Origin of the sequence: Solihabitans fulvus (assembly GCF_008386585.1) — a bacterium.
GTDB classification, from domain to species: Bacteria; Actinomycetota; Actinomycetes; order Mycobacteriales; family Pseudonocardiaceae; genus Solihabitans; species Solihabitans fulvus.
Genome location: NZ_VUOB01000020.1, coordinates 66253 through 84258 on the forward strand (window position 1 = coordinate 66253; position 18006 = coordinate 84258).

Genomic DNA, 18006 nt, shown 5'->3' on the forward strand with positions numbered 1-18006 from the left:
AACCCCGCGAAACAGGGTCACGGTTCTGCTCCACCCCATTCGAGTGGTTCTGGACTGCGTGCCTGACCACGGGTTCTCGACCATGGCTGCTGCCGTTGCGGGTTGTACGCCGTGGGGGGTTCGCTGGGCTGAACGATGTGCTCGCCGCACCGACGATCTGGGGTCGCCGTTCGCTTGGGTCCTGCCGGTCAGCGACAACCGGCCGCGCTGCCGACGCCATCAGCGCTCTGGAGCCTACGATTCGGCGGTGAGTCTGTTCCCCACCGTGGTCCAGCCGTTGGAGGTTGCAGCGAGCTGTGCGAAGGCTCTCGCTTCGCTTGTGGCTGCGGTACCTCCGGGCGCTGGACGAGGAAGCAAATCGCGGGACCGTCGCTCGCACGCCTATCTTGAGTTCCAACGGGCAGCCTTCGACCTGGCCGGTTACGTCAGCCATCTCAGACTGCTCGCCGGAAGCAGGAAGTTGACTCCTCGCCGATACCTCCGCACAGCGCTGTCGCTCGCGGACGCCCCGCCGTTCGACTCCACCGGCCTCCGCGGTCTCGGTCAGATGGCGCGGGCGATCGCTTCTGTGGCCAAGATGACAGTCGCTGCCGATCTTGTAGGTGACGCGCTACTTCACCACGCCGTGTATCCCGTTCTCGCGGAGACACGGGACGCCGTATCCAAGCTAGGGGCAGCTGCTGCCGAGTTGAGACTTGTCGGCGGTACAGGCCCGCAAGAGCAGGCGGAGGCCATCATCGCCTTGCTGGTGGAGCTTTTCGACCGAGTCTCGGCACCGGACGCGGAGTTCGAAGATTGCCAGGCGACCTTGGGATCGAAGCACCGCGACTTCACAGTCGCTCTTCGCACGGACGTGGCTCGGCGTTGGTGGCATGTCAAGCCACGGCCTCGTACCCACCGATGGCAGTGGTGGCGGTCTCCCCAAGCGAGTATGTTGGGCGGTTGGGTGGCACCCGATCCGAAGAAGCTGATCGCCGACGCGGTCAACGGCCGCGATCGAATATGAACGCCGCTGTTACGGCGGTTGCAGGGCGTGGGCGGTCTCCGCGTGCACGACGTCGCGCAGCTGCACAGGTAGCCCGGACTCTGCGACGCATCCATGATCAAGCGCGTCCTGGCGGACGCACACACCCGCATCCGGGGCTGGTCCCTGAGGAAATCTCGTCGGTTGTGTTGGACCGCCGAGCGTCGATCGTAAATCCGTTCTGGCGATGTCAGTCCCTGGTCACTGAGTCTCCAGCCAGTTCCCTCACCTCACGGCAGTCAAGCGCTTTCGCTTACGTCACTGGGGCCGGCCAAGGATTCTGTGAGTGCTGCCCGCAGTGCTGGAACGACGTGCCTGTCACGAACGACGCTCGCGAGGGCCACAGCATCCCACGGTGACACCGGCTGGGAGACGTTGTCATGATGCGCACTTACAGGTTCCATACTTCCCGCCGAGTCGCGGTAGGGAACCTGAGTAATGAACCGTACTCCAGCACCGTCTGGGCGCCATTGCGCGCGGTGCTCGTCCGCGATGCGGAGCTGGGCGAAGATATCGACCGCAAGGAACTCGTTGATCACATCCTGGTAGAAAGAGTCGTCGCCGGGCACAAGCGTGGCAAGGTCGGTAACCACTGTGGCCAGATAGCTTCCGGGCCGCCGCTGCGGACCGTGCTCATACGGGCCGCCCAGGAGTTGGTCAATTTCTGCACGAGGGTCGGCGCCGGTGGCCGCCAAGCCAATCCCGGAACGGGTGCCGTCGTAGCGGTCGGCGATCCACACTGCGGTCCGTTCCAAGAACGTGCGGGCGACCGAAGCGTCCCTGCCCGCGACGAGCAGTGTTGGTGCGATCAGGCTGACGGCGAAAGAGTCGGCGATGGGATGGGAGCAGCCGGGCTGGTAGCGGAGCAATGTGGCCACCGTGTCGTAAACCCGATCAGGTGGGGGAAGCAGGTCATTCCGCCCACATGGACCGCTTGTGTTGCCCGTAAGGAGGCCAAGCAGGCCAAGGATCTCGACCAGTCGAGCACACGCGACTGGGTACAGGACATGGCCGAGAGGCGAGCCCACAGTGCGGGCCAGCAGAGCACGCGGGTCGGCTGCTACCGGCTCAACTTGATCAAGCAGCTCGCTGGCGCATCCGACGAACAACCGTATAGCTGCTGCTGCTTGCTCTGGCCTGGGAATGGGGTCGGTGGAGGCTGCGGCGTTGAGCGCGTGACACCAGCTTGCACGCAGCAGCATCAGGGCCGTCATCGATGCGAGGTCCAGCCTGCCATAGCGGCGAAGACCGTTGACTAGTACAGCGGCTTCGACCGCTGCTCGTCGCTGTCGAGCAGTGACCTCCTGCCGCGGAGTGGTCGCCGCTGTCAATGTGTCCTGTACTGGGGGCAGCCATGACCGGGAGTGGCGTTCCAATGCCGACAATGTGACCGTTCCGTCGTCGATCGCACCGGCAAGGCTTAGCATCGGACCGTCGCTGATCCCTGCAAGGCCTACTTCCGGTGCCTCGATGAGCCACTCCAGGAGCCGTTCGCGGTCCCAGATCTCGAAATCAGGCCGGCCCCACCGGAGTTCCTGCTCGCGGTATGACTGCGCTTGGGTCGATGCGGCTCCTTTAAGGCGTCCTGTCACGACCAGGACCCCTGCCCTCGGCAGGTTGACGTCGAACGCCGGATGTCCGAGGCCGTCCAAGCGAGCTTCGTCAAGCTGTGGGCGCACCTCCCGCCAGCCGGGCGCACCCATGTCGCCGGCCTTGCTCTGCAAGGCGAACTGATGCAACGTCCACGACGCCGGATCGCCGCTGCCGACGTCCCCGTGGAGCGGCTTTGGTCCCTTGGCTATGACATCCTTGCCGAACTCGAAAGCGCCATGCAAGAAGTGCACGTCGGTGAACCCTCGTGCCGCGAGCAGGGCCAACAGTGGCGCGTCGAACTCGCGTTCAGTGACCGTGTCGAGGAAGGCGCCGACGACGTCGCGAAGCATTGAACTCCTCCCTCTTGCGCATGAGGATCTCGGTGAACCGGCGAGACTGCGCGGGTGTTATCGCGGCCAATTGAGCTTCAACCCGGTTGGCGTTCTCGGGGCTGACGTACAGCGCGAGGTCCGGCCGGCCGTCCTCGTCGAAAGCGATGTCCATCTTGGCCAGCACCATTAGGTAGGCCTCCACGATGTCGTCGCCAGCGTCGACGGTGTTGCCGGCTTGGCTAGTGGCATCGGCGAGCACAGCGAAGTATTGCCGCATCGTCTGTTCGATCATCTGCTGAGCGGTCTCGGCGATCGCCGCATGGAGGTCGTCAAGGTCACCATTGATCATCGCCGGTACGCTGACGTTGGTGATGACCTCCAACTCCACAGACGAGACGGCAGCCTCGTTCTTGCTGGAGGTGCCCGTCATCGGGGCAGGGATGGACTCCATTGGCTCGCGTGGGGTCTGCGCGTACAGGGGATCGAGCGCCATCATGAGATGATCGGTCGCGGCGTCAGCCCACCAGGCGAGCGCGATCCTGTACTCATGTGGTGTCGCCGCCACAGTCAGGTCGTTGCCGTTTGTCTCAGCGTTCGCCGTTGCTGGTGGGCCATTGTTGCCTGACATGCCTCAACGCTAGTTGTTGCGGCATTGAGACGGGAGTTAACACGCCGTCTGGAGACTTTGCGCATTCTCTGGCAGCGATCCTGACACAAAGATCGTTTCCGCCTCACGGCCGCGTGAGTCACGCGGACCCGCAGAGAACGCGGGTTCGCACAGGCCACCCTGACTATGCGGCGGTCCGCCAGGTCGTGTCGAACTCGCTGGTGGAGTTGAGGGCGGCCTTGTCCCAGCGGTCTTGCAGGCATTGCAGCAGGCGTGCCTCGACTGTGGCGGCGACGTGGGAGTAGGTCTCGCGGACCTTGTCGCCCATGACGTGCCCGAGTCGCAGGGCTTGGGCGATCTCAGCGATGGCGTCTTCGATCATCCATGTCTTGTGGCTGTGCCGTAGGCCGTGGAAGGTCATGCCTGGTGCGATCGGCTGCAACCGCATGTCGGGGTTCTTGCGGTGGAGGTTGCCGTCGGCGCAGGGGCGCATGGCGCGGCGGGAGAAGTTGCTGCGGCGGTGCAGCGCGCCGTCGGGGGTGACGAATACGTGTGGGTGGTTGTGGGTGGTCAGGTGTGCGCGGAGAAGGCGGACGTTGAACGGGGCGAGGGTGATGGTGCGGGCGGACTCGTCGGTCTTGGGCGGGCCGAGCCACAGCTTGCCGGCGGCGGACTCGTGCAGCGTGCCGATGTCGGGGTCGATGACGATGTAGCCGGTGTCGTCGTCGAACAGGTGCAGGTTCGGGCGCTGTAGTCCAGTCAGTTCGCCCCAGCGGGCGCCGGTCCAGCCGCCGGTGACGACCATGACCGCGCCGCTGGGTCCATAGTGGGCGGCGATCTGATCAGCGAGACGCAGCACGGGGTCGGACTGTGCCCAGATCTTTTCCTTGCGGCGCTCGGAGTGGCGGCGTCGTCCGCGGCGGCGGGCGCGGATCGGGTTGGCGGCGATGAGCTTTTCGTCGACGGCGTCGGTAAGGATCAAGGACAACAGTTTCACGATGCCGTCGACGCTGACCTGGGCCAGCCCTGTGGCGCGGAGTTGTTTCTTCCAGGCTTGGGCTTTGAGGTTGGAGATCTCGGCCAGGGCGGTGTCGTCCCAGCGGGGCCTGATGTGGTTGCGCAGCATGCTGCGGTAGTTGTCGGCTGTTCGGATGTCGATGTCGAGGGAGTCGAGCCAGTCGTTGGTGTCGACGAACTCGCCGAGCGGGGTCTGCCCTGCGGCGGGGTCGATCCACCGTCCGCGGCGTTGGTCGGATTCCATGTCGTCGGCGTGGTTCTGCGCGGTTGTCTGACTGGTGAAGCCGGGGATGGCGCCGATGGTGTTGTCCTCGCGTCGGTAGCGGACTCGCCAGGTGTTGTCGCCGGATTGTTCGACCCAGGCCATGGTGACCTCTTTCGCAGTGGTGTGGGGGTCGCGGATGTGACGGATGTATGGACGCTCCGTTTGGGGCAGAAGGGCAAGGGCGCTGCGACAACAACTTTCGCCTGTCCGCAAAGGACATCCGTTCGCGTCACTTGCCTTGTGGTGGCGCGGTGTCAGTCACGGCGCGGGCGACGGCTGGTGGTCCGAGCGGGTCGGGCTCCGGCCGTGATGATTGCCTGGAGGTCGGCGTCGGAGAACCGAAGATGCCTGCCAAGGAAGGTGCAGGGCAGTTTGCGTTGTCCGGCTTGGCGGCGCAGCCAGGATTCGGGCACGGTCAGCAATGTGGCCGCCTCTGTAGGGGTGTGCACACGTGGCGCACTGGCCTCGCTGTGGGTGGTCGGCGCTGTGGTGTTGTTGTCCGTCAGCGGTTGCTGTGGCTGACGAGGTTCATGGCGGGCGGTGTGTCGCATGAGGAATCCTCTCCAACGCGACCGCGCTGTGCTGGCGCGTGGGCGGTGGGTTGGCAACGGGCAGCGTGGACGGCGGGTCGAGCGCCCGTTGTATGCGCTCCCCAGATCCGGCGTGAGCTATTCAACGCGCGCCAGGCTGTCGTCAGTGGGCGGTGCTTCCATGAGTCCACCGATGGCGGTTGGCCGCCGTGAACTCGGCGACGGTGATCAGTGGCGGATGCGCCCACGTGTCCGACCAGGTCCATTGCGCTCGGGGAACACGGTGCCCGTGGTGGTGGCGGCCCCAGACTTGATGTCCGGTGTATTTCGGGTTGTTCAGGATCGCCCGCACCACCACTCGTGTCCACACTCCCGGCTGACCAGTCTTCGGATCCAGCGGGGCCGGGTACCGCGCCTCGGTGAGCCGCTGCAGGATCTCACTGGTGGACAGGCGATCCACGCCCCTCCACATAAAGATCATCCTGACGGTGGCGGCCTCGACCGGCTCGACCATCAGGCGTGTCCGCCAGCGTGCCCGCCGTCCCTGGGGCGAGACTCGAACCCGGTGGGGCCGGTAGCCGTAGGGCACCGCTCCGGTGTTGAAGCCAGCACGCACCAGGTCTTCGGACGCCCTGCGGGCCGTGGTCAGGTTGGCGGCGTGGTATTCGCGGAGGACACGCTGCCGAATGACCGACAGGGTGTCGATGTCCCGGCGGGATGATCCGTCCTCGCGCGGTGTTGTCGTGGCGGCGTGCGGTCGCCGTAGCGCTGAGAGTAGGGCGTCCAGTTGTCGTGTGACGCGACTGCGGCGGTCGTCGCTGTCGGGTCGGGGCTGCTGCGTCGGGGTGTGCGCGTTGTTGCCTTGCATGGGAACCCCTCTTCTCGTGGTGGTGGACTTGTGTGCGATGTGGACGACGGAGTTGGGCAATGCGCAGGAGGGTTGCGGTGCTCCGTGTGCTGTGGCGGGGTGTCAGGTCGCTGATTGATCGGTGACGGCGATGTGGAAACGCAGGATCCGCGAGCATTCGTTCTCGATCGGTCTGTTCCTGAGGGGCACTGCTGACGAGTCGCGGGTTCTCGTGCCGCGAGTGCCGTTTGAGCGCGGGGCCGGAGTGAGGGTGAGGGTGGCGGTGGTCATGCCGCGTTTGCCTCCCACCCGCGGCCGGGATGCTGGTCGCCCGTGGTGGCGGTGTCGTCGAGGAGCGCGGCGAGGTCAGCCAGCAGCAATGCCACCGCGTAGGCCGCTTGTTGTGGGACAACACCGTTTCCGAGTGCGCGGAGTTCGGCGGTGCGGGGCAGCCCGAGGCCGGTGGCCCAGCCGGGTTCGAGTCCTTGGAGCCACTCCACGAAGGCCGGTGCCAGCACCGGGCTGCCGTGCCGACCGGGTTGCGTGGGGAACGGCGCGGGGCGTCCGAGTACCCGTTCCCATCGGCGCACCGCCGCCGTGTAGGCGTCCCAGTCCACCTCGGGATGACCCGCCGTCGACGGCTCCTGGTCCGTCGGGTCGGTGACGGCTATGAGATGCCGTCGCCGGTCTCCGGAGTCACCAACCGCATGACCGCCGAGGGCAGCATCAGGTCGCCCTTGGAGCCCCGTTGAGCCGGGCAGCCCTTCGTCCCATCGGTCGCGCGTGGTGTCGGTAGGAACGCCTGCGGGTCCACCAGCGGCAGCACCTGCTGCGACAACGGCGGCCGGAATCCCGCGCCCGCCCGTCGTCCCGCCGTCCCGGTGTCCGAGGCCCGCGGGGTCGGCAGCAACCGGGCTTCGTCGGGCAGCGACGGCCCACCGGTCTGAGTCCGATGCGTGCAGTTCTTCGCGTCGGATGCCGTCGGCGTCGGCAACAACCGCAACTGGTCCAGCAACGACGGACCGCCCTGCCTGCTCGTCGCGCTGATGCCGTTGGACGAGCCGTCGTGCGCGGTCGGCGTCGGCAACACTCCCGCTTCCGCCGTCGACGGCACGGTGGCGGGGCCACGCCAACAGGAATACTCGCTCGCGGCGGTGTGCCGCGCCGATGTCGGAGGCGCGGACGCTACGCCAGAGCGCGTCATACCCTGCTTCGGTTGTGTCGGCGAAAGTCGTGTCCGGTGTGGACGGTGTCTCGTGTTCCTTGCTGCGAGGGGATATGAGGGCTGACGTGGTGTGGGTGGCTCGTGTCGCGCATGCGGCCGTTGGCGGGTGGTGGAGATCACGTCGTGGCATGGTCGGCTCCGGATCATGACGAGCGGTCACCTGGCAGGCAGGGGCCGGAGATTGCTGGGGTGAGCGGCTTCGGCGCGCAGCCCCTGGAGTTCGTCGTGCTGGGCGGCGAGACGGGACAGCGCTTGGGCTTGGAACTCGGTGAGTTCGGCGATGGTGGTGTCGCGCGCGGCCAGACGCTGGGCGAGTGCCTGGATCTCGCTTTTCAGGCCAGTGATTTGGGCGTCGCGCGGGTCGGTGATCTCGCCTGCGGCGCGTGCCTGGGCAAGACGCTGTTCGAACGCTTCCTTCACATGCGGGTAGGTCCGGTAGAGAGCGGCGCGGGAGATCCCGGCGACGCGGGCGAGTGTCTTGATGTCGCATCGGCCACCCGGCGGCAGCTCACCGCGCAGAAGTTGATCGGCAGCCGCGCGGATGCGGTCCTCGATCTGGTGGCGTTGCTGGTCGGTGAGGGGCATGTCAGTCCTTCGGGTTGGTGGCTGCGGCGTCGATCTGTTCGAGCACTCGCAGGCTGCGGGCGTGTTCGGTGTGCAGGCGGGTTTTCTCGGCGCGGCGGGTGGCGCCCAGGGAGCCGAGGAAAACAGCGGTGTTGGCGGCGTGGTCGGCCCAGACGTCCCGATGGCACGGGTGGTGGGTGGCTTGCGGGCAGCGGCCGGAATCGCAGAGCCCGGCCATCGGTGTGTCCGCCTCGGGGGTTCCGGCCAGCCGCAGGCAAAGCGCCCGGGAAGGGTCGGCGAACCAGCAGTAGTTGGCCGACGCCAGGTGGAGGGTGCGGGCGCGTTTGGACAGCAGGTTGAGCACCTCGCGGTCGCTGGCCAGGACCGTGGGGTCGGTGCGAGCGGACTCGGTGAGTTGAGCGTCAACACTGGCGAAGAACTCCAGCAGTTCCCGTGCTCCGGGGCCGGCGGGATGGATGCCCTGCTGGTAGTCGCCGAACGCCTGCAGTGTCAGGTCGAGGTTGCGTTGCTGCTCGTGGTCGCTGACCTCGGCCAACAGTCGAGCTTGGGCGCCGCCGGGTCGGGCGGCGTAGCCCTCGGTCGTCGCGACGGACACGTGCTTGAGGTGGATCTTCGCCGCGAGCAGCCCGCCGGGCCGGTAGGCAAGTTCGATGGCCAGGGTGCGACGCAGCCCGCGCAGAGTCGGCGCGGGGCCGGGAATCGGCGCCAAGCCGAGGCGCTGGCCGGCGGAACCGTTGACCCAGTTACGGAAGGTGGCGTACCGGCTTGCGAACGAGAACCTCCCGAACAGCAACGATTCGTTCTGGCTTCCCTCGTTGTCACCGGCATCGTCGTGGTGTGGCAGTAGTTGTGCGGCGAGTTCGACGGCCCGGTGCACTTCGGCGATCACGACCCATTGGTCGGGTGTGCCGCCGGGCGGCTGGTCCTTGATGACCCGTCCCGCGATCCGATAGCGCGCCAACCCTGGCGCGGTTTCCTGTGGCGGGAGCGGCGCCGCGGTGGTCAGTTCCATCAGCTCACCGGCCCGCATACCGGTCACCGTCGCGACGACCAGCACGCATGCGGTGCGCGCGACCTCGGTCAGATGGGCGACCTCCCCCGCGTGCAGGGGCAGCGTCCACGCAACGGTGTTCTGCGTTGCGGCCACAGGAATCTCGGCCGCGTCACGTCCCCATGGTTTCGCGATACCGACACGCCCCAGGATGTCCTCCAATGGGCGGCGCAACGCCGGAAGCCATGCCCGCTTGAACGCCGTGAAGCCCGCGCGAGCGGCGATCTGGTCAAGGCTGACCGTCAACAGCGGGTCGGCAGGGTCCCAGCCGGTGGACAGGCGTCGGCCGACACGGTGGTCGATCACCTGCGGCAGCGGATCTCCCGCAGCGGCGTAGTCCCGCAAGACCCGTGTGATCTGAGCGACGGGCTCCGATCGGCCAGAGCACCCGCCCGGCCGCGTCGGCGTCACCCGTGCCGCGGCACTGACCCGACGATTCAGCTCGATCAGCAACGGGCTGATGACCTCGACGACGTGCAGTGCCGCGGCGAGCATCGGGCGCAGCACCTCGTCGGCGACAGGCGGGGTCTTGTTCTCGCGGCTGTGCACCACCCCGGCCACGACGCTGGCCGGGGTGCCGTTCCAGGGACGCAACTCCGGCGGGTAGCCCTCGGAGGTGAACAGTTCGCCGTAGGAGAGCAGATCCAGCACGCCGGCCACCGTTTCCCGAACGGAGCCGGCACCGAGTTCCCTAACGGGGCGTCCGTGCTCGTCGCAGGCATGGCGATGGTCTTCCAAGTAGGCCTCGCAGTGCCGTTGGCTCACGTGGGTGAGGCTGGTGATGCCCTGGTCGGTCAGCCAGTTCAGCCAGCGAGTGACCGAGCTCAGCCGCGCCCGACAGGTCGAGATGGTGAACGCAACCCGATAGGCGTGCGGCAGCACCGCCACCGCCTCGTGTCGTGGCGCCAACAACGCGAACAGCAGCTCCTTGGCGATCAACCGGAACCACGGGTTGTGGATCGCCGTGAAATCCCACCGCTTCGCCCATTGCCGCACCTGAGTGGGCAGGTGCGCGATGGCGGTGAAGTCCCACAGATCGTCGTCGAAGACCGGCCCGCGCCCGCCCGCGACGAGTGCGAGTCCGGTGGCCTGGGCGATATCGGCGCCCGCGAACACCGACCGGGCCGACGTGACCGCGCGCGATGCGGCCGTCGTGGAGGGCGTGGTCATGAGGTGGTCTCCTCCGGACGTAGCGCGGGCAGTTCGGTGTCGGTGTCGGCGACCTGGCCGGTGGCGTCGGTCAGGACCGGGGTGGCGTAGTGGTGCAGGATCTCCTCGACGCGCTGGGCGTAGGGGCCGAAGACGGCCATGAACTGTTCGGCGGGCATCTGCCGCCACTGGCGGGCGAAGAACGCTTTGAGCCGCAACAGGTTCGCCGCGTGGCGCGGCGTGAACACCGCCAGCGGACACAGCAGACACACCCACGGCCGCGCCGGGCAGGGCTGGCCCTTCGGCCCGTGCAGCCCGGCGAGTTGGTCGGCGCAGGCCGCGGTGAACACGTCCCGCTGCCCGCCCACCAACTCGGCGATCACCGTGTCGTCCAGGCCAAGCTGCGTCACCAACCGCGGATAGTCCCGAACCAGTGCGTCGGTCTCGGCCGCGGTGAGCACGGTGGGTGGATGCGCGCGGCGCAGCATGTCCGCCTGGGCGTCCTCGATGATCGCGTCCACGGCGTCGCGTTGCGCCGCGGTGGCGGCGCTCAGGTAGTGGTCGCCTTCCACCTGCGGGCTGTGGTTCGGGTCGATCGTGGCCCGAGCGCTGCCATTCCACGCGCGTCGGTCACGGCGGGCTTCAAAGGTGGTGCGGATGCGGTGCAACCGGATCGGCAGCGGCCCGCCATCATCGGCGGTCAGGCCACGACGGGCCACCCACCGGGTGACGGTGATCGGGTCGAACTTCCCGGCGCGCACCATCGCGTGCCCCGTGGCGGTCCCAGAACCGTTCGCGCAGTACCGCAGCCACAACTCGCCCCCGAGCTCGGGCGGGGCGAACTGCCGCAACAGAGCGGAATGCTCCAACCACCGTGTCAGCAGCCGCACCGCCGGCTTGGGCAAGGTGAGGCTTTCCGCGGCGGTGCGGCGCTTGACGTAGGACAGCAGCACGGACGCGTCGCCGGCCCAGTCGATGTCGGACAGCCCGAGGGCGTCGATGCCGTCGGGCACGATGCCGCTGTAGGCGCCGAACAACAGCCGGTAGGCCAGCACCACATCCGATTCGGGGAACAACTCGGCGCGGGCGGCGGGCAAACCGCGCCAGGAGTGCAGGACCGTCCAGCCACACACTCCGACGTGCTCGCCGACCCGCCTGCCGGTCACCGGCCCGAGGTGGGTGAGCAGCCACCGCACGTTGTCCGGGCTCCACCCAGCCTCGCGCGGGTCGCGTCCTGCCGCCGCGGCGGCCAACGCCGTGGTGTGCGCCGCGAACGCCGCGTCGACCAGGTCCCGGCAGGCGGAGATCAGCCGGGACCACTCGGCGTCGCTGTAGGGCGCCAGCGGTGTGGTGGACGGGGGCTGGTTGTAGGGGCGGCCATTCACCAACGCCCGGGTGCGGGCCTGCAAGCACCCGGTCTGGATATCCAGGCTGGCCAGCATCTGGCGCGTGGCCGCTTCCCGCGCATAGGTGGTGCCCATCCAGTACTCGGCCACCCGAGGGCGTGACAGGTCCGCCGCGCCACCGGTGAACCCGCCCGCGTGCAGCGCGCCGGCCATGTCGCGTAGCGCGACCATGTAGTGGTCGACCGTCTTGCCCGAGTCCACGGTGCCGTGTGGGTGGACCATCTCGGCCAGCCCGGCCAACAGGTCCCGTGCCAGCCTCGTCCGCAGCGGCGGGGCCAGGGTGAACGCGGCGCTGCGGCCGTCGCTGAACACGCACGCGATGCCCAACGGCTCGGCGACGACGATGGCGGGCATCAGAACTCGTCCCCGTCCTCGTCGGCGAACTCGTCATCCGCCTCGGCGCGGGTGTCGGCGTCCACCAGACCGGCGGCCATCCCGGCCCGTTCGTAGGCGTCTCGATACACACGGGTCATGTCCAAACGCGACAGGTAGTGCTCCGTGGTGCGCACGCTGGAATGACCCAACAAGTCCCGAAGTACCGCCAACGGGTCCGCTTTGGACAAGTACAGCGTCAGCGCGGCGTCCCCGCCGGTGTCGGCGACCAACTGCGCGGCCTGCTGGTAGTAACCGCCCACCAGCCGTTCCATCGTGGCCATCGAGAACGTGTGGCGCAGCCGGTGCGGCGTCACCGCAGGGAACCGCGGCTCCCAGCGGGCGCGCACCCGGTTGGAGGTGCGGGTGAACACGGTGTTCCAGTCGGTGAACGGGCCACCGTCGGCGCGCACCCCGAGCAGGCACGACCCACCGTCGGGGGCGACCAGCCGGCGTCGTTCCGCCGCCGAGAGCGCGTCCCAGCCGGTGCGCACCCCGTTGATCCACCCGCCGCGCGCGTCCGGGCGGCTCACCCGCAGCGGTCCACCCGCGCGAGCGGCCGGCCGCCACGACGAGCCTTCGACATCCGCCGCGCGCTCCAACCCGACATAGCGGTGCGCCGAGGCCAACGCCGAGTAGCTGATCCACGTCGTGCGGGCGATACCGCCCTTGGTGATCGACACGGGTACCGGAAACGGAATCGGCAACTCGGTCGGCGCCGCCGGCAACACCGGAAGCTCGTAGACCAGCAGATGCGTGAACTCGGCCAGCCGCAGCCCAGTCGCCAACGCCAGCTCGGCGATCACCGCGTTCCGGGCCAGGTTGCGCCCGCGAAACCCGGTATCGGCCGTGCCGTCCGGCGCCAACCCCCGCAACGCGCGCACGAACATGTCCGCGAAGTCCGACTCGAGGTACTTGATCGTCGTGTGGGGTTTGGCCCGCCGCCGTGCGGCGGTGTTCACCTGCCGGCGCACCATCACCCCGTCGAACACCGCGACCGCGTTGCGGTAAGAGAAGGGTTCCGCGGTCGCGTGCCCCTCGGCCCTGGCCCACCGGTAGAACACGGACAACACGCTCATATGCTGGTTCCAGGTGCTCACTGCGAACCGCGCCGGCAGCGGGCCCGCGCACCGGTGTTCGGCATATGCGCCCAGCGCCTGGCGCAGCCGCTCCCGCGAGCCGAACACGCCTACCGCGCACGTGGCCAGGAACTCCATCCATGCTCGCAGCACCCGCGCGTAGTTCCACCACGTGCTGGCCGCCGGGCCGCCATTGATCGGCAACTCCCGCAGCCAGCGGTTCACCGCGACCGTCGCGCGCGGTGTGCCGCCGTCGTCGAACAGCAGGTCCTCATCGACCAGCACCGGCATCCCCTCGCGGATCACCGGCCGGCCGGTCATATCCCAGGATTCCCAGCCCTGCCGGGAGAAAGTGAACAAGATCATGGCGGTGGACGGTACAAACACGACCCGCATCACCGCACGCCACAAACCCCGCCGGGCGGACCCCGACCCGACCCAACCGAGACACGACAGGAAAGCAAAAACAACTTCGGCCAGGTCGCCGAGAACCTTGTGGAGGCCGCCGTTTTTCCAGCGAAGCGCGGCGACGTTCTCCACGACGCACAACGCTGGTCGTAGTACCCGAATGCCAACCACGATGTCGGTCCACAAGCCACTGCGTGCGCCTTTCTCGATGCCCGCGCGCCGTCCGGCGGCGGAGATGTCCTGACAGGGGAACCCGGCGGTGAGCACGTCGACGGGCTCCACGCGCGTCCAGTCGATGGCGCGCAGGTCGCCCAGATTCGGGATGCCGGGCATCCGCGCGGTGAGGATCGCCGCGATGTGTGGGTCGGGGTCGGCGCACCACGCGATCCGGCCGCCACCGAACGCGGCGAGCACCCCGAGATCCAGTCCGCCGTAGCCGGTGCACGCCGAACCGACGACCGGACCCGGACTTGCCGCCACCGACAACACGTGTGGCGTGGCCGCCCGCACCGCCCCCGCCGCCGTCGAGACGGCGGCGACGGGGGCGGGGGCGGGGTGGTGCCCCGATCCGCGTAGGGTGTGGCGCGGTCGGGTGCTCATGCCGCCCAGCTCTCCGGCACGCCCGAGCCACTCCTCGGGTTCCCGGCATGTCGCGCCCCGCCGCTGAACAAGCGTCGGGATTCCTGATGCTCCGTCGCGATTCCTGAACCCGCGCTCCTGCGCAGCGAGGTCCGAAACACCAGCACGTCCTCGTGCGCGATCAGGTGTAGCGGTAGTCCGGCCTCGCGCTGTTTGCGGATGAAGTCGCGTTGGAAGAAGCTGCCGCGGGCGACCAGGTCCTGCTCGGCCGCCCGCGCGAGCAGCGCCACGCACCGCTCGACCGGGATCAGCCCGGCCTGCCGGCCGCAGGCCAGGATCTGTGAGGGCAGATCGATCAGCTCGGCGTGCTCACGCCAGGGCCGGATGGTGATGGCGATGTGCCCACCGGGCCGGAGGTAGCCGGCCAGTCCGGCGAGGATGCGGGTGAACCCGGACAGCAGCCGGTGGTGGCCGATGTTCGCGAGGTTCCCCCTGTCCAAGGTGTTGCCGTAGAGGTGGTGGTACTTCTGCACTCCACCGCCCGGCGTCACCGACACCTGGCCATGCGTCGACGGCCCGTAGGGCGGACTCGTGACCACGAGCGCTGCCTGCCCGACGTACTCCGGCGGCAACAGCGAGGCGAGTTGCCGGGCGTCGCCGTGGAACACCTTGCCGTCGTGGTCGACACCGGCTCCACGCGCGAGGTCGAGGTTGGCGCGGGCGACCTCAACCCAGTGCGGCTCGTACTCGATGCCGACCGCGCGGCGCCCGGCGTGCACGGCCTCCACGAGGGTGGTGCCGATCCCGCACATCGGGTCGAGTACGAGGTCGCCGGGCTGGGTGTAGTGGTCGATGGCGTGCGCGGCCACGGCGGGCAGCATCTTCGCCGGGTGCGCGGTCGACTCGGGTACGTAGCGGTTCTTGCGCTGGGCGGACGGGGAGTTCTGCGCGGTCGTCCACACCGACACCGGCACGTTCTCGTCGTCGCCGTGGGCGTTCCCGGCGTGCGGGTCGAGGTTGTCGATGACCGCGCGCGGGATGCGCTGGGTGGTGTCGTCGACCGGGGTGCCGCCGGAGGTCACGACGGCATGGTGGGTGGTGGCGGAGGAAGTGTCGGTCGGGGCGTGCGGGGAGCGGTCGTCAGCCACAGGATTGCCTTCCTGACGGTGGTGTCCGAGGTGGGCGGGGTTCGAGACCGGGCAGCTCGTCATCGGATGACTCCGCTCTCGAACGCCGCTGTGGCCAGCGCCGGGGCAGGCGGTTCGTGGCCGTGCGGCTGGGCGAAGACCAGGACGTCGGAATGGATCCGCCGATGCGGCGACGGCAAGCCACGTACCTCAGTGCGATGCCGCGCGCGGACGTGCTCCTCGGCCGCCGGACCGTCGGAGTCGGCGGCGAACTGGCCGTCGCGTACTGGTGTGTGCAGGGCGACGATGTGCTGGAGGTAGAGCAGGTCGGCGTTCTGCGCGGAGGCCACCACCGGCCCGCTCGGGTCGACCAACTCGCCTCGCGTCCAGTCACAGTGGGTGAGCACGGCGAGGATGCCGCCGACGCGCAGCAGGCGGGCCGCGAGCAACGCCACGAGGTCACTGGCGCGGTCCCCGGAGTGCTCGGGACGCAGGCTGGTGATGATCAGGTCTGCCTGCGTCGCCTCGATTGGGACGGCACCGAGAACACCGGCATCGCCGTTGGGTGGACTCGGCTGGCGGACGGTCACCGGCGCAGGGCTGGGGCCGCCGACGAGGTCCGCCCAGAACGGTTGCGACGCCGGACCGGTCACCGCGGGGTCCACCGTGACACCGACGACGCTTCCGGCCCGATCCAGCTCTTCCACGACGGCGAGCGCGTCGGCCAACTCCGCGTCTGCCTCGGTGCCGGGAGCGGGGTCGATCGCCCCGTCCGTGCCAACTGTGGCGGGGTGCGGGCGGGTCCGGGTGGTCGGCCAGGGCAGCAGCACGACGTGACCGCCAGGGCTGCTGAGCGAGGTCACGATCGTGCCCAGGATCGGCGTCGGCCAGACCGCGTCGAGGTCGATCGGGACCGGGCCGGCCGTCCATACCGTCGCCGGCGTCGGGGTGGACTTCGAGCCTCGCTTGCGCGCCGTCGCATCGGCCAGGCCGGGCTTGGCGGGGCTGACCCTGGTGGTCGTCGACGCGGTCGGATAGGGGCGGCGGTCCCCGCCCCGGCGGGTGGCCGGCGGGCGGGTGGAATCGCTGCGGCGGCGCGGGCCGCGCGGCGCTGAGTGGGCGGGCTGGGTCACGGGTGTCCTCCAGAGCCAGGTGAAGCGCCGGCGTCGATGCGAGACGCTGATGACACCCCTGAACTCCGAAATAAAGGCCCCTGGGGGACAGTCGGACCCCAACTTTTCTTGTCGACTTTTCCGGTCTCGCCTGGCGATACCTGCGTGGTGGGAAAAGGCTCACACGCTCACGCGCGCGGGAACCATTTCCATCCCCCGCGACAGAGACCGGCGCGAGCCTGGTGAGATTTTTTGGGCAATCGGGGCGCACCTCGCGCGGACCGCCTGCTACGCGCTGTGTTCGCGCGAATACAGCTCTAACCAAACTAGTACCAAACTGGTACTGCACCTCCGTAACGGCAGTTCAATGGGTATTACCGACGATCATGATGTGATCCCTAACCAACCTTCTGATCATTCTCGCGGACGGCAAATAATGATCTTGAGTGGCCGGGAATACGATCACTGAAGATCATCGGTACTAGTTTGGTTAGAGTCCGGTACTAGTTTGGTTAGAGTTTGGTACTACCCCCTGTGGCGTCCTGACGGAGTCGCTTTCCTCCGACTCGCACAGGGAGTCATTCATGGCCACCAACCACGCTTTCCCGCGCCCCGCGTTCGGGCGCGATTCCATGCCTCTGGACGCCGCCCGCGCGGCGTATGAGTGGCTGATCACCGGACCCCGTCCGGTGTCGGTCGACGGCCGCCTGTTCCCCGGCCTGCCCACCCGCCGGGTGCCCTTGGACGAACTGCGCGATCTGCTGCTGGAGCGCGGCTGCACACAGGCTCTGCGCCACGCCGTCTGGGCGCACCTGGTCCTGCTCTCCCGCACCGGCGGCGAGACCTGGACCATCGGCTGCGTCGGTCTCGCACTGCCCGCGCTGACGACGATCGCCACGAAGCTCTCGGCCAAGTTCGTCGGCGACCCCAGCGACATTCACGCCGCCGTCCTGACCGGGTTCCTGACCGAACTCGCCCACATCGATCTGCGCAAACCGCGGATCATGCTGCGGCTGCGCTGGGCGGCCTACCGCGCCGGCCACGTCGCACTGCGCGAGGCTCTGGACGCACCGGTCCCCTCCGGCAGCGGCTTCCGCTCGGCCACCCCGCAGATGCCCTGGGGGCACCCCGACTTCGTCCTGGCCCGCGCCGTCGCCGAGGGCGCGATCACGCCGGACGAGGCGGAGCTGATCGGCGCCACCCGCCTGGAGGGACTGCCGCTGGCCACCGCCGGCGAGGACCGTGGTCTGAACTACGAGGCGGTCAAGAAGGTCCGGCTGCGCGCCGAGTACCGCCTGCTGGCCTACCTGCTGGATGAGGCCCCGACCGACGTCGACACCGATCCCGCCGAGCGAGATCTGACCGACCAGGTCGCGACCGCGCTGACCATCACCAGCGCCTCGCACGCCGTCACTACTGCCCGCGCGACATCACCTTCTGTTACCGAACTGAGCGCTCATCCGGCCAAGAAAGTTCGCCGTCGTCTGTCCCCGGAAGCCCTGAAAACCGGAGTTCAGGGGTGCGGGAGGAAACCAGCCACCCCCGCGACCACCACTGAGCCCGACCGGCCCGCAGCGCCGTCGGACCCGACTCCGGAGGTGCCGCGATGCGCCTGACCCGTTCACCCCGCAAACCCCGCTCCATCCGCCGCCCCACCGCGCCCCGGCCAAGCCATGGACCAATGCCACTTACTTAGCG

Annotated in this window: 15 protein-coding genes; 2 read left to right on the forward strand and 13 right to left on the reverse strand. The window is 68.4% G+C overall.

All coding sequences use genetic code 11. From position 1 onward, the window contains the following. The first annotated feature begins 247 nt into the window (after positions 1-247). Positions 248-1006, forward strand: a complete 759-nt coding sequence (locus tag F0L68_RS11535; protein WP_149849509.1) for a hypothetical protein — start codon at positions 248-250, stop codon at positions 1004-1006. Positions 1007-1263: 257 nt separating this feature from the next. Here the strand turns inward: F0L68_RS11535 and F0L68_RS11540 are convergent, their stop codons facing one another. The 13 genes from F0L68_RS11540 to F0L68_RS11605 all read right to left on the reverse strand — a co-directional run bounded on the left by F0L68_RS11540 (position 1264) and on the right by F0L68_RS11605 (position 16329). Continuing rightward, positions 1264-2967 carry a hypothetical protein gene (locus tag F0L68_RS11540; protein WP_149849510.1) on the reverse strand — a complete coding sequence of 568 codons (1704 nt, stop codon included), beginning with the start codon at positions 2965-2967 and terminating at the stop codon, positions 1264-1266. Then, the gene (locus F0L68_RS11545) at positions 2924-3577 is read right to left on the reverse strand and encodes a hypothetical protein (protein WP_149849511.1); all 654 of its coding nucleotides are present in this window, start codon (positions 3575-3577) and stop codon (positions 2924-2926) included. Before F0L68_RS11545 ends, F0L68_RS11540 begins: the two co-directional genes overlap by 44 nt. A gap of 163 nt (positions 3578-3740) precedes the next feature. Then, on the reverse strand, positions 3741-5051 hold the full coding sequence (locus F0L68_RS11550; RefSeq protein ID WP_223198705.1) for a tyrosine-type recombinase/integrase: 1311 nt from the start codon (positions 5049-5051) through the stop codon (positions 3741-3743). A 41-nt stretch (positions 5052-5092) separates the two neighbouring features. Next, on the reverse strand, positions 5093-5389 hold the full coding sequence (locus F0L68_RS44875; RefSeq protein ID WP_368732276.1) for a helix-turn-helix domain-containing protein: 297 nt from the start codon (positions 5387-5389) through the stop codon (positions 5093-5095). Between the two features lie 142 nt (positions 5390-5531). Beyond that, complete coding sequence (locus F0L68_RS11560) at positions 5532-6296, reverse strand: recombinase family protein (RefSeq protein ID WP_223198706.1); 765 nt, start codon at positions 6294-6296, stop codon at positions 5532-5534. Between the two features lie 206 nt (positions 6297-6502). After that, positions 6503-6832 (reverse strand): hypothetical protein, encoded by a 330-nt coding sequence (locus tag F0L68_RS42290; RefSeq protein ID WP_188316515.1) that lies wholly within the window; start codon positions 6830-6832, stop codon positions 6503-6505. A gap of 50 nt (positions 6833-6882) precedes the next feature. Next, a complete protein-coding gene (locus F0L68_RS42295) occupies positions 6883-7305 on the reverse strand; it encodes a hypothetical protein (protein ID WP_188316516.1) in 423 nt (140 codons plus the stop codon). A 291-nt stretch (positions 7306-7596) separates the two neighbouring features. Then, positions 7597-8025 (reverse strand): hypothetical protein, encoded by a 429-nt coding sequence (locus F0L68_RS11575; protein ID WP_149849512.1) that lies wholly within the window; start codon positions 8023-8025, stop codon positions 7597-7599. A 1-nt stretch (position 8026) separates the two neighbouring features. Next, positions 8027-10246: a site-specific integrase gene (locus F0L68_RS11580; protein ID WP_149849513.1), complete on the reverse strand. Its 2220-nt coding sequence runs from the start codon at positions 10244-10246 to the stop codon at positions 8027-8029. Continuing rightward, on the reverse strand, positions 10243-11985 hold the full coding sequence (locus tag F0L68_RS11585; protein ID WP_149849514.1) for a hypothetical protein: 1743 nt from the start codon (positions 11983-11985) through the stop codon (positions 10243-10245). The genes F0L68_RS11580 and F0L68_RS11585 overlap by 4 nt, the downstream gene beginning before the upstream one ends. Beyond that, positions 11985-14090, reverse strand: coding sequence for a DNA cytosine methyltransferase (locus F0L68_RS11590; RefSeq protein WP_223198707.1), 2106 nt, complete (start codon positions 14088-14090; stop codon positions 11985-11987). Before F0L68_RS11590 ends, F0L68_RS11585 begins: the two co-directional genes overlap by 1 nt. Next, positions 14087-15280 (reverse strand): TRM11 family SAM-dependent methyltransferase, encoded by a 1194-nt coding sequence (locus F0L68_RS11600; protein ID WP_188316517.1) that lies wholly within the window; start codon positions 15278-15280, stop codon positions 14087-14089. The genes F0L68_RS11590 and F0L68_RS11600 overlap by 4 nt, the downstream gene beginning before the upstream one ends. Beyond that, on the reverse strand, positions 15277-16329 hold the full coding sequence (locus tag F0L68_RS11605) for a hypothetical protein (RefSeq protein WP_149849515.1): 1053 nt from the start codon (positions 16327-16329) through the stop codon (positions 15277-15279). The genes F0L68_RS11600 and F0L68_RS11605 overlap by 4 nt, the downstream gene beginning before the upstream one ends. Before the next feature lie 563 nt (positions 16330-16892). Here F0L68_RS11605 and F0L68_RS11610 point away from each other — a divergent pair. Continuing rightward, positions 16893-17924 carry a hypothetical protein gene (locus F0L68_RS11610; RefSeq protein WP_188316518.1) on the forward strand — a complete coding sequence of 344 codons (1032 nt, stop codon included), beginning with the start codon at positions 16893-16895 and terminating at the stop codon, positions 17922-17924. The last annotated feature ends 82 nt before the right edge of the window (positions 17925-18006 follow it).

Bases quoted from the DNA above. Each gene is read 5' to 3' on its own strand.
- F0L68_RS11540 (WP_149849510.1), bottom strand. From the start codon at position 2,967: ATGCTTCGCGACGTCGTCGGCGCCTTCCTCGACACGGTCACTGAACGC.
- F0L68_RS11545 (WP_149849511.1), bottom strand. From the start codon at position 3,577: ATGTCAGGCAACAATGGCCCACCAGCAACGGCGAACGCTGAGACAAAC.
- F0L68_RS44875 (WP_368732276.1), bottom strand. From the start codon at position 5,389: ATGCGACACACCGCCCGCCATGAACCTCGTCAGCCACAGCAACCGCTG.
- F0L68_RS11575 (WP_149849512.1), bottom strand. From the start codon at position 8,025: ATGCCCCTCACCGACCAGCAACGCCACCAGATCGAGGACCGCATCCGC.
- F0L68_RS11580 (WP_149849513.1), bottom strand. From the start codon at position 10,246: ATGACCACGCCCTCCACGACGGCCGCATCGCGCGCGGTCACGTCGGCC.
- F0L68_RS11585 (WP_149849514.1), bottom strand. From the start codon at position 11,985: ATGCCCGCCATCGTCGTCGCCGAGCCGTTGGGCATCGCGTGCGTGTTC.
- F0L68_RS11590 (WP_223198707.1), bottom strand. From the start codon at position 14,090: ATGAGCACCCGACCGCGCCACACCCTACGCGGATCGGGGCACCACCCC.
- F0L68_RS11600 (WP_188316517.1), bottom strand. From the start codon at position 15,280: ATGACGAGCTGCCCGGTCTCGAACCCCGCCCACCTCGGACACCACCGT.
- F0L68_RS11610 (WP_188316518.1), top strand. From the start codon at position 16,893: ATGGCCACCAACCACGCTTTCCCGCGCCCCGCGTTCGGGCGCGATTCC.